Source organism: Litoribacter ruber (assembly GCF_018449405.1).
In the GTDB taxonomy this organism is placed as follows: Bacteria; Bacteroidota; Bacteroidia; order Cytophagales; family Cyclobacteriaceae; genus Litoribacter; species Litoribacter ruber.
On sequence record NZ_JAHCMY010000002.1, the window covers coordinates 24,188 to 42,324 of the forward strand.

The following is an 18,137-nucleotide window of genomic DNA, read 5'->3' on the forward strand; positions in this document are numbered from 1 at the left end:
ATTGAAAACATAAAAAAAGCGAGACCTTATTCGGCCTCGCTTTTTACTTGAAGTTCTATTGCATCTCCTGCTTCATCCAGGAATTTGTACTCCGTCACTGGTAGTGAGGAATCTTTGATCAATTTCACCCATTTGAAATACTTAAAAAACCACTTGACCCTCTTGGATACTATACCGTGGGTAAAGTATGCGTACAGATAAGGGTGCAAGCCTATTTTGATATCTGGATGGTTTTGGTTTGAAATCATGTAATCAAGGTCTTTTTCCAGTTTATCCGCCACCAAAATGGAGGCTTGGATTTTACCGGTGCCGTTACAAGATGGACAGGTTTCCTTGGTAACAATATTCATCTCAGGTCTCACCCGTTGTCGTGTGATCTGTAAAAGACCAAACTTGGTAAGGGGTAGGACGGTGTTTTTTGACCTGTCAGACTTCATTTCTTCCTTCATGGCTTCATAGATGGCCTTTTTGTGGTCGGCCCTTTTCATATCTATAAAGTCGATGACGATAATGCCTCCCATATCCCGGAGGCGAAGTTGTCTGGCAATTTCTTTGGCAGCTACCAGGTTGGTTTTAAATGCTGTTGTTTCCTGGTCACTTTCTTGATTGGACTTATTGCCACTATTGACGTCGATGACGTGCAGGGCCTCTGTATGTTCTATGATCACATAGCCCCCTTGGGGTAAACTTACAGATTGTCCGAAAAGACTTTTGATTTGCTTTTCAATTCCAAAACTTTCAAAGAGCTTAGCTTTTCCGTTGTAAAGCTTAACAATTTTTTCCTTTTCAGGGGCGATAGACTTAATATAAGATCTAATCTGATCATAAATTACCTCATCCTCCACCGTGATTGCGTCGAATGATTCGTTGAGCAGGTCCCTTATGATCGAGGATGCCATGCTCATTTCTCCTATTACCTTGTCCCTGGGCTTGGCTTTGGCCAGCTTGGCCATGCCTTCTTCCCAACTGGTGAGCAGGTTTCTCAAGTCCTTGTCCAATTCGGTAACCGATTGGCCTTCTGCCACAGTGCGGATGATTACTCCGAAATTGGCAGGTTTGATGGACGTGATCAATCTGGCTAGTCTTCTTCTTTCTTCTGCGCTTCGGATCTTTTTGGATACGTTGACGGAGTTGGAAAAAGGCACCAATACGAGATAGCGACCGGCTAAGGAGAGCTCACAGGATAGTCGCGGACCTTTCGTTGAGATCGGTTCCTTCACAACCTGAACTAAAATTTGATTGTTTTTAGAAAGGACTTGGGAAATTTTTCCCAGCTTTTCTATTTCAGGTTCTGGATCAAACCCTTTTAAATTGTAGCTGGTGTAATTATTATTCCGCACCATTTTGATGTACTTGCTCAGGCTCTTGACCTGTGGGCCAAGATCCTGGTAATGCAAGAAGGCATCTTTCTCGTATCCTACATCAATGAAGGCCGCATTTAGCCCACTGACGATTTTACGAACGGTGCCCAGATAAATATCACCAACCTTGAACTTGGAGTCGTCTTCTTCTGTGTGAAGCTCCACCAGGCTCTTGTTCTTTAAAAGAGCTATTCGACTACCGTTTTGAGCAGAATCGATTAATAATTCCGTACTCAAATCGTGTCTCCTTTCTTATGTTAATGAACGTTTGGTTTAAAAACTCAAAAAGAAGAAGTAGTTACTACTTCTTCTTATGTCTGTTTTTTCTAAGTCTTTTCTTACGCTTGTGCGTAGCGATCTTATGTCTCTTTCTTTTTTTACCGCAAGGCATAGTCTTGTTGATTTTAAGTGTAACAATTATATTCTATCCAAGTAGTTTTCCACACTGTTGAGGATCATAGAATCCTGGGTCATGCTTTTGACTAACTCAAATTGTTTTTTCGCTTTGTTTTTCTGCTTGGATTCAAAGTAGCTTACCCCTAAGTAAAACTGCCCCTGAATATGCTCAGGATGATAACTGACCAAATCCTCAAATCGTTCGGCTGCTCTTTTATACTGGCCCGACTGCATAGACAGCACGCCCATATTGAAGAGAGCAGATCCGTTTTGCGGATCCTGTTCCAAAATCTCCCTCAGCATGCCTATTGCCTGCATGGGGTTTTCCGATGTCACATAAGTCATCGCCACTTTGGTCTTCAGATCCAATCTTTCAGGATGTTGCTCCAATACCTTATTAAGGTAATCTTGCGTTTTGCCTGCAAGGGTGTTGATCTTCTCCTGGTTCATGGCAAAACCGTAGGCCTCATAATAGGCATTTCCGGCTTTTTCCCACCTAGCGGGTGCAGGAACTTTATCGGCAGCTTGGGCATAATAATATGCCGCACTATCGTATTTTCCCGAACTTGCATAAAGCGAGCCAATTGAATCTGCAAATATAGCAAAATTTTCTTTATTTTCCTCAACTTCCATTTTTGACCTCAATTCCGCTACCTGATCGTAATCTACGGCCTTGGCGTTGGGGTTGTGCATATCTTCGGCAACTGGCGCTTCGGCGGCGGCGGTATTTTCTACCGACTGCCCTTCCTCGGCATTGTCTACCACCACTCTAGGCAGGGTATACAATCCGGCCACTAAGGCCACTCCGGCTGTCAAAACGATGATTTGCGATTTTTTCATGAATAGGGGGAGGATAAAGAATTGTGGCCATGGGTGAGATGGCCACAAGGCATTTTATGGCTTCCTACTCCTGAGGAGCCAATTCTTTTACTTTCTTGCTGTTTTTGATTTTGTCAATAAACACTTTAGATGGCTTGAAAGCCGGAACATAGTGCTCATCGATTACAATTGCCGTGTTTTTGGAGATATTACGGGCAATTTTTTTGGCTCTTTTCTTATTGATAAAGCTTCCAAAACCTCTGACATAAATGTTCTCTCCTTCTGACATGGAGTCTTTTACTACTTTGAAAAATGCCTCAATAGTTTGAGTCACATCGTCCTTCTGGATTCCGGTCTTATCCGAAATCTTTGTGATTACCTCTGCTTTAGTCACCTTCTGTTTAATTTAAATTAAGTATTATCTAATAAGCTAATAACCTATTAACCAACTCATTTTGGGATTGCAAATTTATACCAATGATTACAATATAAAAACAAATTCAGGAAAATTAGCGTCATTTGTTTAACGTAAAGTCATTCCCTAAATTTTCAAAAGTTTTGAATTTCAAGCATTTCACTAGGCAGCTTCTACATTGGTACCCCCAAAACAAGCGCGATCTGCCTTGGCGCAACACCCAAAATCCATACATCATTTGGCTTTCCGAAATTATTCTTCAACAAACCCGTGTGGCTCAGGGCCTCCCCTATTTTGAAAGTTTTCTGGAAAAATACCCAACAGTTCAGGATTTGGCCAAGGCCCCACTCGACGATGTCCTACGTCTTTGGCAGGGATTGGGATACTATAGCCGCGCGCGAAACCTCCACCACTGTGCCATTCAGGTAAGTGATGAATTCAATGGCCAATTTCCCGATAATTATAAAGATCTGTTGAAACTCAAAGGTGTGGGAAGCTATACCGCCGCCGCCATCGCCTCTTTTGCCTACAGGGAAAAAGTCGCCGTGGTAGACGGGAATGTTTTCAGGGTACTGGCCCGCTACTTTGGAGTAAGCGAGGATATTTCTTCGCCCAAGGGCAAAAAAGAATTTGAACGCCTAGCCAATGAGCTGATTCCCGCAGACCAGCCTGATGAATTCAACCAGGCCATCATGGAATTTGGCGCCCTCCAATGCACCCCTAAAAACCCTGATTGCTCCAGTTGCCCTTTGCAGGAAAACTGCCTTGCATTCCAAAACGACCTGATTGGCGAGTTGCCCGTCAAAAAGGGGAAAGTGAAGGTACGAACCAGAAATTTTGTTTACTACGCCATATCCTGCGGGGAAAATCTGATGATGAAAAAAAGGGGCGGACAGGATATCTGGGAAGGACTCCACGATTTTCCTCTTGAGGAAATAGAGGAGCTGGATGATTTTGAGCTGGCCAGCTCCAAATATTACCGGGAATTGGAAGCCATAAGCGCCTCAGTTCTCTACGAGCCCGAAATCAAATACCGTCATATTCTTTCCCATCAAAGAATTTTTTCAACCTTTGTGGAGATCAAAGTTCAAAAGGATTCCCTCTCCCAACTCGTAGAATTGGGGCAAAAACATGGCTGGAGGCTGCTTTCGGCCAAAGAGGTGGAGGAGCTGGGCAAACCCAAACTCATTGTGAACTATTTGAACGATCAGAATATTTGACTAAATTGAAGAAAAACTTTTTGTTCATCATTTAAACATACAAACTAATGGCAGGAGTAAACAAAGTCATCTTGGTAGGTAATTTGGGCGCAGACCCGGAGGTAAAGCACTTGGAAGGTGACAAGGTAGTCGCGAATCTGCGACTGGCCACTACCGAGTCTTATAAAGACAAAATGGGCAACCGAGTAGAGAACACCGAGTGGCATGACTTGGAGCTATGGGACGGGCAGGCAAAAATTGCCGAGCAATACTTAAGAAAGGGCAGCCAGATCTTTGTGGAAGGCAAAATCAAAAGCGATACCTGGCAGGATGACCAAGGGCAAAACCGAAAAAGAACCAAAATCCGGGTGCTGAGCTTTACCATGTTGGGAAGCAGGGGCGACAGCCAAGGCGGCGGTGCCCCAAGCCAAAATCCAAATACCATGCACCAACAACCAGCCCAATCGGCCTCCATGCCGAGCAATTCCGGTGGAATGGACGACAGTTCGGATGATGATCTACCATTCTAAGAATGGATTATTGATTTTTTAATCCTTAATTTTGTAAAAAAGATTAAAATAAATTAATGGACGACGACCCCTATCCGAGTATTTTATTGCTGGCTGAGGCCTTACAGGCTTCAGCCGGTTATATTGTGATAAACAGTTTCATTTTTATCCTTTTGCTGATTTTTTCCGCCCTCGTGTCGGGCTCTGAGGTGGCCTTCTTTTCCCTTTCCCACGATGATCTCAACCAGCTCAATGAGGAAAACGACGGCCAATCCCAGAAAGTGATCCAGTTGGTAGAGACCCCGCAAAAGCTTCTCAGCACCATCCTAATCCTAAATAACCTCATTAATATCGGTATAGTCATGCTGACTACCTTTATTACCTGGTCTATCATGGGTACTTCTGTGGCTTCAGCGGTGGTGATATTTGTGCAAACCGTAGGGGTGACTTTTGCGATCGTGTTCTTTGGGGAGATTGTACCTAAAGTGTATGCCAACAAGGCCAGAATCCCTTTCTCCAAAGCAATGGCCTCCACCATCGGCTTTTTCTCCACTTTACTAAAACCCCTTTCGGTAACGCTAATGGCTCTAAGCAACGTAATCGAAAACAGGATTGAAAAGAAGGGTTACACGCTCTCGGTGGATGAATTGCACAAAGCACTGGAGATTACCAGCCAAGACACCACCACGGAAGAAAAAGATTTTCTGAAAGGGATTGTTAATTTCAGTACCCTTTCCGTACGGCAGGTGATGCAGTCCAGAATGGACATCACGGCAGTGGATGTGGATATGGACTTCCACGAGCTCATGGACAAGATTAACAAAAGTGGGTATTCTAGGATCCCGGTTTATAAAGACACCATTGATAATATACAGGGCATCCTTTACATCAAGGACTTGCTGAATTTTATTGAAAAGGACGAGCATTTCAAATGGCAGGAATTGATCCGAAAGGGGATGTTTGTGCCGGAAAACAAAAAGGTGGATACCCTACTGAAAGACTTTCAGAAAAAGAGGGTTCACATGGCCATCGTGGTCGACGAATACGGGGGAACATCCGGTCTGGTGACTTTGGAAGACCTTATTGAGGAGATAATCGGGGAGATCAACGATGAATTTGACGACAAGGATGACATCTTTTTCCAGCAATTGGATGAGAATACTTTTGTTTTTGAGGGCAAAATCTCCCTCCACGATTTCTGTAAAAAACTAGACCTGGACGCTCAAATTTTTGACGAGGTAAAAGGCGACAGCGAATCCCTTGGCGGCCTTCTGCTGGAAATCAACTCCAAGCTTCCGAAAGGTGGAGCCAAAATCAAATATGACCGCTTCGTGTTCACCATCATGGCTGTAGACACCAAAAGGATCAAAAAAGTAAAAGTCCACATCCTTCCACAAAAAGAAGAAATAGACAACTACAATTCCCACGAAGACTAAAATACAAATCCGGTAGCCACAAGTCCCCGGATTTTTTTTACACCACTTTTTCAAACTTTACCCAAATTATTTTTCAAATTTTCAAATAAAACAATCTTTACATCAATTTTCTTTATATAAATAGCCTTTATATCATCTTAAATTTCAGAATATAGAATATATTTTGTAATTTTTATAATTCGATTCAAACCTATTTAGCTATTTTGACAATGAACCAAGGAATGTATGTGCCATCCATGGAGCACGATGCCTGTGGCATTGGCGCCGTGGTGAATATCCAGAATAAAAAAAGCCACGAAACCATCAGCGACGCCTTACTGATGCTATCAAACATGGAACACCGAGGCGGGCGGGGAAGCGATCCCAAAACAGGGGATGGGGCCGGAATCCTCATCCAGATCCCAGATGATTTTTTAAGGACTGTCTTACCCATTAGCCAAATCGAACTCCCTGAGGCTGGATATTATGGGTTGGGTATGGTCTTTTTTCCCAACAATCCACAGATCCACAAGAAGTCCAAAAGGCTGTTGAATAAAATCATCGGTGAGCTGGGCTTTGAGCTTCTGGGCTACCGTGAGGTACCGGTGGATATCACCGTGCCCGGTTCCGGGGCCCTAGAGGTGATGCCCACTATCGAACAGGTGTTTGTAAAGCATAAAGAAAACCTTCAAGGCATTGAGTTGGAAAGAAAACTTTATGTCCTTCGTAACTATGCCAGCCATCAAATCAACAAATTGGTCCCCGGGGTCAACAATGGTTTTTATATTGCCAGCTTCAGCTGCAGAACAGTAATATACAAAGGTCAGCTGAGAACCGACCAGGTACTTCCATTCTACAAGGACCTGCAGAACAAGAAAATCAGCTCGGCACTGGCGATAGTGCACTCCAGGTTTTCCACCAACACCTTCCCCAATTGGCGTTTGGCTCAGCCGTTCCGCTTTATTTCCCACAACGGTGAGATCAATACCATACGCGGAAACCTGAACAAGATGCGGTCCAAGGAATACCTGATGAAATCGGCCAATTTCACCGACCAGGAAATCAACATGCTCATGCCTGTGACTAGCAATTCCTACTCGGATTCAGCCAACTTAGATGCTATGGTGGAGCTGCTGACGCTTAGCGGGCGGGAACTCCCCCATGTCATGATGATGCTGGTACCTGAAGCATGGCAGGACAATAAAACCATGGATAAGAAACGCAAGGACTTCTATAAATTCCACGCCTCACTGATGGAGCCTTGGGATGGTCCGGCGGCCTTGATCTTTTCTGATGGCAAATCCATGGGCGCTACGCTGGATCGTAACGGCCTCAGACCCCTTCGGTATTTTATTACCGACGATTCCAGGATCATCTTTTCATCCGAAGCCGGCGCTTTGCCCATCCGCCCTTCCACAATCACCCAAACTGGCCGGGTAAGTCCAGGAAGGATGATTTGGGTGGACCTGGAGGAAAACAAGGTCAGGTTTGATGAAGAAATCAAAGGCCAAATAAGTTCGCAACAGCCTTACGGCAAATGGATCAGCAAGGAAAGGATCAAATTGCGCCTCCGCCCAAATCCGGAGCATTTGACATTTCCCTATAAGCTGGACAATCTCAAAACCCGTCAAAAGTTATTTGGCTATACCGAGGAGGATATCAAAATCCTGCTGGTCCCAGTGGCTCAAAATGGCCAAGAGCCATTAGGCTCAATGGGCGCTGATACGCCTTTGGCAGTCCTATCCACCCAAAGCCAGCACATCAGCAATTATTTCAAGCAACTGTTTGCCCAAGTGAGCAACCCTCCTATTGACCCCATAAGGGAGAGATTGGTCATGTCACTTTTTACCCGCTTGGGAGAAAGTTATAACATCCTAGAAGAAAGTGCCGAACATACCAAACAAATCCACATCAGTCAGCCAGTGCTTCTCAATGAAGACCTGGAAAAAATCAAGAGCCTGGACGGATACAAAGCGGCCACTTTGCCTATTCTCTTTCCTGCCGACCACCAGCCAAACCGGCTTTTGAATGCTTTAGATGAAATCTGCAAAATGGCAGAAAAGGCCATCTTGGAAGACGGTTGCAACATTATCATCCTTTCAGACAGAGACGCCAACCCAACCGAAGCTCCGATTCCGTCGCTTATTGCCACAGGTGCCGTCCATCACTATTTGGTGGGCAAAAAAATCAGAACCAAAGCCGGTATTTTGGTAGAGGCAGCGGACATTTTGGAAACACACCACTTTGCCACCGTGATCGGCTACGGGGCCAGTGCGATCAACCCTTACTTGGCTCTGGAGTCCATCTTGGATCTACAAAACGCCGGTCTGGTGTCGCAGGACCTTTCCAGGGAAAAATTATTCGAAAATTACCAATACGCCATCGGCAAGGGCTTGCTTAAAATCCTTTCCAAAATGGGCATCAGCACCCTACAATCCTATCAGGGAGCGCAGATTTTTGAAGCTTTGGGACTTGGACCGGAAGTGATTGAGAAGTGTTTCAAAGGAACACTTAGCCGGATAAGTGGTATTTCCTTTGACCAGCTGGCTCAGGAGGTACTTATCAAGCATTCGGCCGCCTACCTCACCGATATGCCCGTGCTGGAAGCTGGCGGGGTCTATCAATGGAAAAGAAGGGGCGAAAAGCACCTTTTCAATCCTGAAACCATCCATTTGCTCCAAAAATCCACCCGTACAAACGACTACAAACTTTATAAAAAATTTGCCGAAAAAATCAACGACCAAAGTCGGGCAGCACTGACCTTACGAGGGCTATTTGAATTTAAGAAATGCCCCTCCATCCCCATTGAAGAGGTGGAGCCAGCTGAAAGCATATTCAAGCGTTTTGCCACCGGGGCCATGTCATTTGGCTCCATTAGCCATGAGGCACATTCTACTCTTTCCATTGCCATGAACCGCATCGGCGGCAAGAGCAACAGCGGCGAAGGCGGGGAAGATGAAATCAGGTTTGAGAGAAAAGAAAATGGGGACTGGGAGCGATCAGCCATCAAGCAGGTTGCTTCCGGCAGATTTGGCGTGACCAGTAATTATCTCACCAACGCCGAAGAATTGCAGATCAAAATGGCCCAAGGCGCCAAGCCGGGGGAAGGCGGACAGCTGCCTGGCCATAAAGTGGATGACTGGATTGGGCGTGTGCGGCATTCCACGCCCGGAGTGGGACTCATTTCCCCCCCACCCCATCACGATATTTATTCGATTGAGGATCTGGCACAGCTAATCTATGACCTAAAAAATGCCAACCGCAAAGCCCGTATCAATGTCAAGCTGGTCGCACAAGCCGGTGTAGGCACCGTGGCGGCTGGGGTTTCCAAAGCCAATGCGGATGTGATCCTTATTTCCGGGGCCGATGGGGGCACAGGAGCCTCCCCGCTCAGTTCCATACGCCATGCAGGTCTGCCATGGGAGTTGGGGCTTTCCGAAGCTCACCAAACCTTGGTGAAAAACAACCTTAGGAACCGGGTTGTGCTCCAGACCGATGGGCAAATCCGGACGGGTAGGGATTTGGCAATAGCGGCCCTTCTCGGCGCTGAGGAATGGGGCGTTTCAACCGCTGCCCTCGTGGTGGAAGGCTGCATCATGATGAGGAAATGTCATCTTAATACCTGTCCTGTGGGCATAGCCACCCAAAATCCTGAATTGAGAAAGCTCTTCACGGGCAATCCTGACCATGTGGTCAATTATTTCAGGTTCTTGGCTGAGGACCTCCGGGAAATTATGGCTGATTTAGGATTCAGGACTGTTGAAGAAATGGTAGGCCAGAGCAATATCCTCAAGGCTGCCCCCATTCATGGGCATTGGAAATGGGATACCGTAGACCTCAGCCCAATTTTCCACAAGGTGGTAGTTCCCGAACATGTGGGCATATTCAAGCAGATTGACCAAGATTTCAAGCTCAAAAAAGTGCTGGACCGAAAACTCATTGAGGCTGCAAAATTGGCCTTGGAGCAGGGTGGCCGAGTTAAGGGGGAGTTTTCCATCAATAATATTGACCGGACTGTGGGTGCAATGCTGAGCAATGAGATTTCGAAAATCTATGGCAGCAAAGGCCTGGAGGAAGATACGATCGAGTTTGGATTCAGGGGTTCTGCAGGCCAGACTTTTGGTGGTTTTTTAACCAAAGGAGCTACATTCAAACTGGAAGGGGAGGCCAACGACTACTTTGGAAAAGGCCTTTCGGGAGGAAAACTCATCGTCTTCCCCGACCGTAACGCCACTTTTGCCCCGGAGGATAATATCATCATAGGTAATGTGGCATTTTATGGTGCCACTTCCGGCACCGCCTACATCAATGGCAAAGGTGGGGAGCGTTTCTGCGTGAGAAATTCGGGAGTTAAGGCCGTGGTGGAAGGCATTGGCGACCACGGTTGCGAATACATGACCGGAGGGCAAGTGCTTATCTTGGGAGAAATAGGACGAAATTTCGCCGCCGGTATGAGTGGAGGAGTTGCCTATATCTACAAGGATTTCAAAAAGCTGGTCAACCCTGAAATGGTGGACCTCGATCCCTTGGATGAGGATGACTGCCAAGAAATCCATCTCCAAATCACCAAACATGCTCAATTGACTGGCAGCGGTGTGGCCAATAAATTATTGGAGGATTGGGATGTGGTGAAAAGTCAATTTATCAAGGTGTTTCCAAGGGATTACAAGCGGGTACTTCAAAAACAGCGTGAAATCAAACAAACTGTAGCTTAAAATGGGAGAGAAAGAAGGATTTATCAAATATAAAAGAGAACTGCCGCAAACCAGACCGGTAGAAGAAAGGGTGGGCGATTATCAGGAAATCTACCAACCTTTGGATGAAAAAAAGCTTAACCAACAGGCCGCCAGATGCATGGATTGCGGGATTCCCTTTTGCCACCAGGGTTGCCCGCTGGGAAATGTAATTCCGGATTTTAACGAGGCAGTCTATCAGGAAAGGTGGGACGAGGCTTTTGACATTTTAAAAAGTACCAACAATTTCCCCGAATTCACAGGCCGGATCTGTCCGGCGCCCTGCGAGTCCAGTTGCGTCCTGGGAATCAACAAAGATCCTGTGACCATAGAGTTGATCGAAAAGAGCATTGCCGAAAAAGCCTATGAATTGGGCTTGGCCAAACCCAACCCCCCTGCCAAAAGAACAAGTAAGCATGTGGCGGTGATCGGTTCGGGGCCTGCAGGATTGGCTGCTGCCGACCAACTCAATAAAGCCGGCCATGAGGTAACTGTTTTTGAGAAAAACGCCAAGGTTGGTGGGCTATTGAGGTACGGCATTCCCGATTTTAAAATGGAAAAGTGGGTGATAGACCGCAGGATTTCCCTTATGCGTGAAGAAGGCATCACCTTTACCACCAATACGGAAGTAGGTTTTAACATTAAAGCAGAAAACATCCTCCAGAATTTCGACGCCGTGGTTTTATCCACCGGGGCCGAGGAGCCAAGAGTGTTGAAAATACCAGGTCATGAACTGGAAGGCGTGCATTTTGCCATGGATTTTTTGGGCAACCAAAATCGCGTGGTTGGCGGGGAAAGGGGAAATAATCCCATTTCTGCAAAAGACAAACATGTGCTGGTGATTGGAGGGGGAGATACCGGTAGCGACTGCATAGGCACTTCCCGAAGGCATGGCGCAGCATCGGTGACCCAGCTGGAGCTTTTACCCAAGCCACCACAAAAGCGGACTGAAAGCAATCCTTGGCCTGAGTGGCCCATGACTTTGCGCACTTCAAGTTCACACGAAGAAGGGGCGGAAAGGGTATGGTCGGTGCTTACCAAGAGATTTTTGGAAGGAGAAAAAGGCAAAGTCAGCGGGCTCGAAGTGGTAGAGATTGAATGGAAGGAAAAGGGAGATGGCTCATTTGGTTTTGAAGAGGTGGAAGGCACCGAGAAAGTGATTCCCTGTGATTTGGCTTTCATAGCTATTGGCTATTCAGGCCCCAAAAAGGATGGTTTGCTTGAATCTTTTGGGGTGGAATTTTTGGATAATGGCTTGCCTTATTCCAAAGATTACCAAAGCAGTGAGGAAAAAGTATTTTTGGCCGGTGACATGAGGAAAGGCCAATCCTTAGTAGTTTGGGCCATTTCGGAAGGACGAGAGGCAGCCTATCATGTGGATAAATTTCTGCAAGGAAAAAGCTCCCTACCCCAGAAAGATCACTCCTATTATGAATTTGGGAGTTAAATTAAAAGTCTTGCGCGGAGTTTATCACTGAGCTTCATGGAGAAAAGTTGAAAAACTGGAAAAGTCAAGAAAAAAGGGATGGTTACCTAACCATCCCTTTTTAGTTTAACATAAACCTAATTTCACCCTACAAACACTATTATTTTCTCCAAGCGCCACCGCCTCTTTTGCCTCTGTGCTTTCTGACCTTTTCAGTATCATCATTGCCTCTGGCGTCACGGTATTTACGCATTTTCTCACGGTCTTCATTTCTGATTTCCTCCCACTTCTCTTTCTGCTCAGGAGTCAATACCTTCTCAATTTCAGCCTGCTGGGCTTTTCTTTCCTCCTGCATAGCTGCTCTTCTTTCTTCCTGTTGAGCTCTTCTGGTCTCCCGGGCTTCTTTTTGCACTTCAGCCCTTTCCATATGGATTTGCTTCACCTGCTCTTTTTGCTCTTCAGTAAGTTCGAGCTGTTCAGCCATCCGATTGACTCTCATTTCTACCCTTTTTTCAGGGTCCATTCTTTCCTGTCCTCTACGCTCGCCTCTCTTTTGGGCATCAGCGGTAAATGACATTACAGTAAATATTGCGGCAAATAACATTAGCTTTTTCATATCCTTCTTTGTTTTGGTTTGTACTTCTTAGACCCAGTCCATACCCCAAGGTTTAAGCGGGTTTATCCAATAAATTGTTAACAAATCTTAATGATGATTTGGGAGAGCCCACTGAAAGGCGTAAATTAATTGGATGAAAAAGATTCTATATTTTGCCTATGCGAGCAATTTGAAGCAGGAGCTCTTCGAAGAGAGGCTGGGTCGTACAGCCGAATACAAGGGCGTGGGAATTTTGCCCAAATATGGATTTAGATTCAACCACCCCATGGAAGACGGCTCCGCCAGAGCAAACATTGTGAGCAGCCCCAATGAACATGTGTACGGCGCCATCTATGAAATCAGCGAAGAGGATTTGCAGCATTTTTTGAAAAACGAGCCAGGGTATAATTATCAACAAGTGGACATTCATACCAACAAGGGAAAAATCCAAGCTGGCACCTTCCTCAGTCCCGAAAACCAGCCCAACATATTCCCTTCAGAAACCTATCTAGCCTCCATTATAGAGGGAGGAAAGCAATTTAAGCTCCCCAATGATTACCTTGAAAATATAGTCAACCGAAGTGGAGCCAGGATCTTTTAATCCTTATCCTCCACCAGTTCCTTGCTTTCATGGTCCTTGACCATCCTAGGCCTGATCAAAAGACGAAGGGACACATCAAAGGAAAAGTAATTCCACGCCCAATTGAGCAGAATAAACAGTTTGTTCCTGACGCCCAAAATGGCCATCAAATGGACAAAAAGCCAGGTCACCCAGGCAAAAAAGCCCTGGAATCTGATAAAAGGAAGGTCCACCACCGCCAGTTTTTTACCCACGGTAGCCATTGATCCTAGGTCTTTGTATTTGAAGGGCCGAAGGGGCTGATTTTTATGTAAGGAAACCAGATTTTTGGCCAAGTTGGTTGCCTGCTGAATGGCCACTTGGGCCACCTGGGGGTGACCGCGGGGATAATCTTCAGAGGCCATCAAACACTGGTCCCCCAAGGCAAAAATGTAATCCGCCCCAGCCAACTGGTTAAATTCATTGACCAGCAATCGGCCATTTCCTGCCACCTGATCAGCATGGATTCCGTCCACAGCGTTGGGTTTCACCCCGGCTGCCCACACCAGAGTGCGGCTATTGAAATTCGGGTAATTCTTCACCTTGACGGTAAGGCCGTCATAATCGGTCACGGCCGCCTTGAATATGACCTCCACCCCCAGGTTTTTCAGATATTTCAATGCGTGCGCACTGGCTTGAGGAGTCATCCCCGCAAGTAAGCTCTCTCCTGCCTCAGCCAGAATCACCTGCATCTGATGAAAATCCAGCTCTGGGTAGTCTTTAGGCAGAATCCTGTTTCTCAGTTCCGCCATCGCACCGGCAAGCTCCACCCCAGTAGGCCCACCCCCTACGATTACGATGTTCATCAAGGCCCTTTTCTCGTTTTCATCCTGCGTATTGATGGCCTTTTCATAATTGGCGATGATGCGATTTCGGATATAAAGGGCTTCCGAAACGGACTTCATGGGTGTGCTTTTCTGTTTGATGTTTTCGATCCCGAAATAATTGGTATCCGCCCCCATGGCCAAAACCAAATAATCAAAATCGACAAATCCCATTTTGGTAAAAACCCTTTTTTCATCGGGCGAGATGGACTCCACTTCTGTCATCCGGAAAGTCACATTTTTACTGTGATGGAAGATTTTCCTCAGGGGAAAAGAAATGGCACTGGGCTCCAAAGCGGAGGTGGCCACCTGGTAAAAGAGGGGTTGAAACTGATGGTAATTGTTTTTATCCAAAAGGACAACCTGATAGGGTTTGCCCGAAAGTTTTTTGGCAAGTTGGAGACCTGCAAAGCCTCCGCCCAGAATCACGACTCTTTTATGATTGCTCTGCGGGAGGTTGGGAAGTGGGTAAGCTGAGGAAAAAGTCATAAGGCTAGCGTTGATTCTTTAATAGTACGGTTTTAGGGGGTTTTCGTTCTTAAATCCCTGTACTATATTTCTTATAAGCCCAAGCATTAAAACTTCCTCGGGAGGAAATGAAAAGATTTGTTATTTTTACATTAAATTAAAGCTTAGAAACACAAACACAACCGAGGAAGACCCGAGAAATAAATCTATATGGGAAGAGCATTTGAGTTCAGGAAAGAGAGAAAATTCAAACGTTGGAACAAGATGTCCAAGGTCTTTACCCGATTGGGTAAAGAAATCGTGATGGCCGTGAAAGTGGGCGGACCAGACCCGGACAACAATGCCAAGCTGCGTACGGTGATCCAAAACGCCAAAGGTGCATCCATGCCCAAGGACAGGATCGAAGCCGCCATTGCACGTGCAAGCAACAAAGATGAGAAGGATTACGAAGAAGTAGTATATGAAGGCTACGGACCTCACGGGATTGCCGTAATTGTGGAAACCTCCACAGACAATATCAACAGAACGGTGGCCAATGTGCGCCATTTCTTTTCCAAGGCAGGAGGCTCGTTGGGCACTTCTGGTTCGGTGAGCTTCATGTTTGAGCACAAAGCCGTTTTCCGTTTCCCAAAGGGAGACTGGGATTTGGAGGAATTAGAGCTTGAACTGATTGATTTTGGGCTTTCCGATATCGATGAGAATGAGGGTGAAATCTTCATTTATACCGAATTTGAGGACTTTGGCAACATGCAGAAAGCCCTTGAAGATAAGGGCATCGAAGTCACCAACGCTGATTTTCAAAGATTTCCAATGTCTACCAAAGAGCTCACTGAGGAGCAGGAAGAAGACATCCATAAGATGATCGAGCGCATGGAAGAAGACGACGATGTAAACAACGTTTATCATAACATGGCATAATTACTTCAGCCTTCGGGAACCAACCGAAGGCTGTTTATTTTTACCCCAGTAGGATACAATTGAACTGGACCTCTCCAAACATTTAGCGTCCAATCCTTTTAATTAAATATGAGCTTTCCAAAAAGAGAAAACCTTCAGAAAAAGAAAAGACAACTCCTGATTATCGTCGGAAGCCGAAATCCGGTCAAAATCAACAGCACCGATGCAGCCTTCCACCAGTGCTTTGAAGATAGTTTTATCGTACAGGGCATCAACGTGACCTCAGATGTGGCTGATCAGCCAGTGGGGGATGCTGAAACACTTCAGGGTGCATTGAATCGCGCGGAGAACGCCAAAAACGCCTTTCCGGAAGCAGACTTTTGGTTGGGCATTGAAGGCGGCGTGGATGAAGACAGGCATGGAATGAATGCTTTTGCCTGGGTGGTGGTGTTGGACAAAGCCGATAAAATCGGTAAAGCCAAAACGTCTACCTTTTATCTACCGGAAGTTATATCTAAATTAGTAAAAGGAGGAATGGAACTTGGAAAGGCCGATGACAGTTTTTTTAATCGGGAAAACTCTAAAGAGACGGATGGTGCTGTGGGCATTCTTACCAATGGGGCCGTCAATAGGAAGACCTATTACGAGCAGGCCATAATTCTAGCTTTAGTCCCATTTATGAATGCCAAGATATATTAATTGAGACACTCTATCTTGTATAGATATTTTCAATTGGACTTTTATTTTAATAGACAGTACCTTTGTGCTCAATTTTAGTCTTACAATCATAACTATTAGATATGCTACAAGAATTAGAAAACGACAACCTAAAGGAAATTATCACAGAAAAAAGTAAAGTTGTGGTACAATACGGTGCCAGCTGGTGCGGAAGTTGCAGAATTATGAAGCCAAAGATGAAAAGATTGGCCAAAGATTATGATTCGGTCACATTTTTGTACGTAGATGCAGAGAAACTTCCTGAATCAAGGAAACTAGCTGCGGTGACCAATCTTCCTACTTTTGCTACATTTAAGGACGGCTTATTAGTCAACCAAACACAGACAAACAAGGAAGAAAACCTAAAAGCACTTATAGATGAGATTGCCAATAATTAAGCATGTCCTGGGCTTCATTGAGGAAAACGATGAGGACTGGGTGAATGAAACCATTGAACTTTTGGAATCCATGACTGAAATTCCTTCGCTAAAAGATGAAGAAATAGAAGTTATGGGCGAATTGCTATCCAACTTATATGGTACTCTGGAGGTCCACAAGATGATCAAGGATGGCATGGATAAAAAAGAAGCCATGAATGCCTTTATGAAAAGGGTCATGGGCTCTATAGATAATTAATAGTAAGCTGAAAGTTGCATTGACCACCCAATTCGATAGCTTGAGGTGTACCTTCCTGGTACACCTTTTTGCTTTTTAGGGGTTGAGGTTTTGGAGAAAATTGGTCAAGGCCACCTGCCAGTTAGCATCCGCATCCCATTTGGGGCCAATGTAGAGCTCATCCCTCACCAAGAAGTGGATATAATATTTGACCACTACTTTTTCCGGGTTGGGACTCTGACCCGACACGCCCATGCTTTTCATCAAATCACCTTCTCTGCCTTCCACCCTTCTGAGGACAAACTGAACCCGGTCACGGATGAGCTCCTGGGAAGTTTTAGCCTCGGTCAGAAAGACCACTTGATGTGGATAGCTGGTTTCAAAGACCGCCTGAAGCTGCTCTTTTTCCCTTTCTTGGGATCGTGCCCTTTCCGCATCGCTTCTCCCTAGCAAGTCATAGCGAAAGGAAGTCAGGTGGCTGCCCTCCCCCCCTGCCCCGCTTAGGGGAATCCCCAATCTGAAAACATTCAAGTTTAAGGGATTGCGGCTAATGTAGCTACTTGAGCCGGATTGACTGCCTTGAGGAAACTCAGGTACCTCCAGCACCAACAGGTTTTTGGATTGGGTAACTTCACCGATTTTGATCAAAGATTCATTTAATTCTTTAATATTTGATCCCCTCATGCTCCAGGAAGATCCTGGGTTTACAATGTTTTTATTGTTGGAAAAAGGCGCCATGTTCATTTCAAAAGCACCATTGGGAAGGCGGGTTAGGATAACTATTCCGTTGATCAGCCTTTTGGCAAACAGGGAGGCGTATCCAGCTTGGATTTCTTCATTAAGCACTATCTCCTCAAGCTCAAAATACCCCACCGGATCCCCACCTGCCTCTACCAAGCCCTGGTGGACCTGGTGTGCGATTTCCTCAAATCCCATAACCGGTCGGGCCGATGGTGCGTTAGAAATTAGCACCACGGACTTGCCATCCAGAAAGAAATCAGGCACACCGCTTTGGGCAAATGAGTTTGAAATACAAAAAAAGATTAAAACGAGGAGTTTTGACTTCATAATACGTTATAATTGCCTCATAATAGACAAAGGAAAGAATTGTTCCTGTTACCTACAAAAC

At 45.5% G+C, this 18,137-nt stretch carries 16 protein-coding genes; 10 read left to right on the forward strand and 6 right to left on the reverse strand.

Annotated elements, in window-relative coordinates; all coding sequences use genetic code 11:
• Nucleotides 1–26: 26 nt before the first annotated feature.
• The 3 genes from KI659_RS04790 to KI659_RS04800 form a co-directional block, all read right to left on the reverse strand.
• A complete protein-coding gene (locus KI659_RS04790) occupies nucleotides 27–1,598 on the reverse strand; it encodes an Rne/Rng family ribonuclease (protein ID WP_213944227.1) in 1,572 nt (523 codons plus the stop codon).
• A gap of 180 nt (nucleotides 1,599–1,778) precedes the next feature.
• On the reverse strand, nucleotides 1,779–2,597 hold the full coding sequence (locus tag KI659_RS04795; RefSeq protein ID WP_213944228.1) for a tetratricopeptide repeat protein: 819 nt from the start codon (nucleotides 2,595–2,597) through the stop codon (nucleotides 1,779–1,781).
• Between the two features lie 64 nt (nucleotides 2,598–2,661).
• Nucleotides 2,662–2,970 carry an HU family DNA-binding protein gene (locus KI659_RS04800; protein ID WP_213944229.1) on the reverse strand — a complete coding sequence of 103 codons (309 nt, stop codon included), beginning with the start codon at nucleotides 2,968–2,970 and terminating at the stop codon, nucleotides 2,662–2,664.
• Nucleotides 2,971–3,134: 164 nt separating this feature from the next.
• On the opposite strand from KI659_RS04800, the gene mutY reads away from it, so the two are divergent.
• From mutY to KI659_RS04825, 5 genes are all read left to right on the forward strand, one after another.
• Nucleotides 3,135–4,211 carry an A/G-specific adenine glycosylase gene (mutY, locus tag KI659_RS04805; RefSeq protein WP_213944230.1) on the forward strand — a complete coding sequence of 359 codons (1,077 nt, stop codon included), beginning with the start codon at nucleotides 3,135–3,137 and terminating at the stop codon, nucleotides 4,209–4,211.
• 47 nt (nucleotides 4,212–4,258) lie between these two features.
• Nucleotides 4,259–4,720, forward strand: a complete 462-nt coding sequence (locus KI659_RS04810; RefSeq protein WP_213944231.1) for a single-stranded DNA-binding protein — start codon at nucleotides 4,259–4,261, stop codon at nucleotides 4,718–4,720.
• Nucleotides 4,721–4,776: 56 nt separating this feature from the next.
• A complete protein-coding gene (gene gldE, locus KI659_RS04815) occupies nucleotides 4,777–6,135 on the forward strand; it encodes a gliding motility-associated protein GldE (protein ID WP_213944232.1) in 1,359 nt (452 codons plus the stop codon).
• A 209-nt stretch (nucleotides 6,136–6,344) separates the two neighbouring features.
• Nucleotides 6,345–10,829, forward strand: coding sequence for a glutamate synthase large subunit (gene gltB / locus KI659_RS04820; protein ID WP_213944233.1), 4,485 nt, complete (start codon nucleotides 6,345–6,347; stop codon nucleotides 10,827–10,829).
• Between the two features lies 1 nt (nucleotide 10,830).
• Nucleotides 10,831–12,294 (forward strand): glutamate synthase subunit beta, encoded by a 1,464-nt coding sequence (locus tag KI659_RS04825; protein ID WP_213944234.1) that lies wholly within the window; start codon nucleotides 10,831–10,833, stop codon nucleotides 12,292–12,294.
• Nucleotides 12,295–12,433: 139 nt separating this feature from the next.
• Here the strand turns inward: KI659_RS04825 and KI659_RS04830 are convergent, their stop codons facing one another.
• Nucleotides 12,434–12,889 carry a DUF4890 domain-containing protein gene (locus KI659_RS04830; protein WP_213944235.1) on the reverse strand — a complete coding sequence of 152 codons (456 nt, stop codon included), beginning with the start codon at nucleotides 12,887–12,889 and terminating at the stop codon, nucleotides 12,434–12,436.
• Between the two features lie 133 nt (nucleotides 12,890–13,022).
• Between KI659_RS04830 and KI659_RS04835 the strand changes: the two genes are divergently transcribed.
• A complete protein-coding gene (locus KI659_RS04835; protein ID WP_213944236.1) occupies nucleotides 13,023–13,469 on the forward strand; it encodes a gamma-glutamylcyclotransferase family protein in 447 nt (148 codons plus the stop codon).
• Here the strand turns inward: KI659_RS04835 and KI659_RS04840 are convergent.
• Nucleotides 13,466–14,800, reverse strand: a complete 1,335-nt coding sequence (locus tag KI659_RS04840; protein WP_213944237.1) for an NAD(P)/FAD-dependent oxidoreductase — start codon at nucleotides 14,798–14,800, stop codon at nucleotides 13,466–13,468. The genes KI659_RS04835 and KI659_RS04840 overlap by 4 nt on opposite strands.
• Before the next feature lie 189 nt (nucleotides 14,801–14,989).
• Here KI659_RS04840 and KI659_RS04845 point away from each other — a divergent pair, with 189 nt between their 5' ends.
• From KI659_RS04845 to KI659_RS04860, 4 genes are all read left to right on the forward strand, one after another.
• Nucleotides 14,990–15,697 (forward strand): YebC/PmpR family DNA-binding transcriptional regulator, encoded by a 708-nt coding sequence (locus KI659_RS04845; protein WP_213944238.1) that lies wholly within the window; start codon nucleotides 14,990–14,992, stop codon nucleotides 15,695–15,697.
• A gap of 108 nt (nucleotides 15,698–15,805) precedes the next feature.
• Complete coding sequence (gene yjjX, locus KI659_RS04850) at nucleotides 15,806–16,375, forward strand: inosine/xanthosine triphosphatase (RefSeq protein WP_213944239.1); 570 nt, start codon at nucleotides 15,806–15,808, stop codon at nucleotides 16,373–16,375.
• 101 nt (nucleotides 16,376–16,476) lie between these two features.
• The gene (locus KI659_RS04855; RefSeq protein ID WP_213944240.1) at nucleotides 16,477–16,791 is read left to right on the forward strand and encodes a thioredoxin family protein; all 315 of its coding nucleotides are present in this window, start codon (nucleotides 16,477–16,479) and stop codon (nucleotides 16,789–16,791) included.
• A complete protein-coding gene (locus KI659_RS04860) occupies nucleotides 16,772–17,029 on the forward strand; it encodes a DUF6952 family protein (RefSeq protein ID WP_213944241.1) in 258 nt (85 codons plus the stop codon). Before KI659_RS04855 ends, KI659_RS04860 begins: the two co-directional genes overlap by 20 nt.
• Before the next feature lie 75 nt (nucleotides 17,030–17,104).
• Here the strand turns inward: KI659_RS04860 and KI659_RS04865 are convergent, their stop codons facing one another.
• Nucleotides 17,105–18,076 (reverse strand): NTPase, encoded by a 972-nt coding sequence (locus tag KI659_RS04865; RefSeq protein ID WP_213944242.1) that lies wholly within the window; start codon nucleotides 18,074–18,076, stop codon nucleotides 17,105–17,107.
• Between the last annotated feature and the right edge of the window lie 61 nt (nucleotides 18,077–18,137).